Genomic DNA, 298 nt, shown 5'->3' on the forward strand with positions numbered 1-298 from the left:
CCCGCATTTGGTAAAGCTTGTTCGCTTACCACTACCTGAGCTGTTGCTGCTGTGGTACATGGTGCCGTTGCGGCTACTGTATATGTATAGGCATTAGCCCCTGCTAATGCTGGTGACCAAGTTCCGCCGGTAGCTGGACTTCCACCTAAGGCTGCAAATAATTGTGCTGATGTTACGGTGCTTCCTGCACAGATGGTAAGTGTTCCATTAGTTCCCGCATTTGGTAAAGCCTGTTCGCTTACCACTACCTGAGCTGTTGCTGCTGTGGTACATGGTGCCGTTGCGGCTACTGTATACG

General features: G+C 51.0%; 1 protein-coding gene. It reads right to left on the reverse strand.

The annotated features are described in order from the left end of the window. The coding region (locus tag ACXAG7_RS20105; protein WP_476667948.1) for a hypothetical protein at positions 1-298 on the reverse strand (298 nt) is incomplete at both ends.

The sequence above is a fragment of the Tenacibaculum sp. AWR4_210 genome (genome assembly GCF_056160945.1).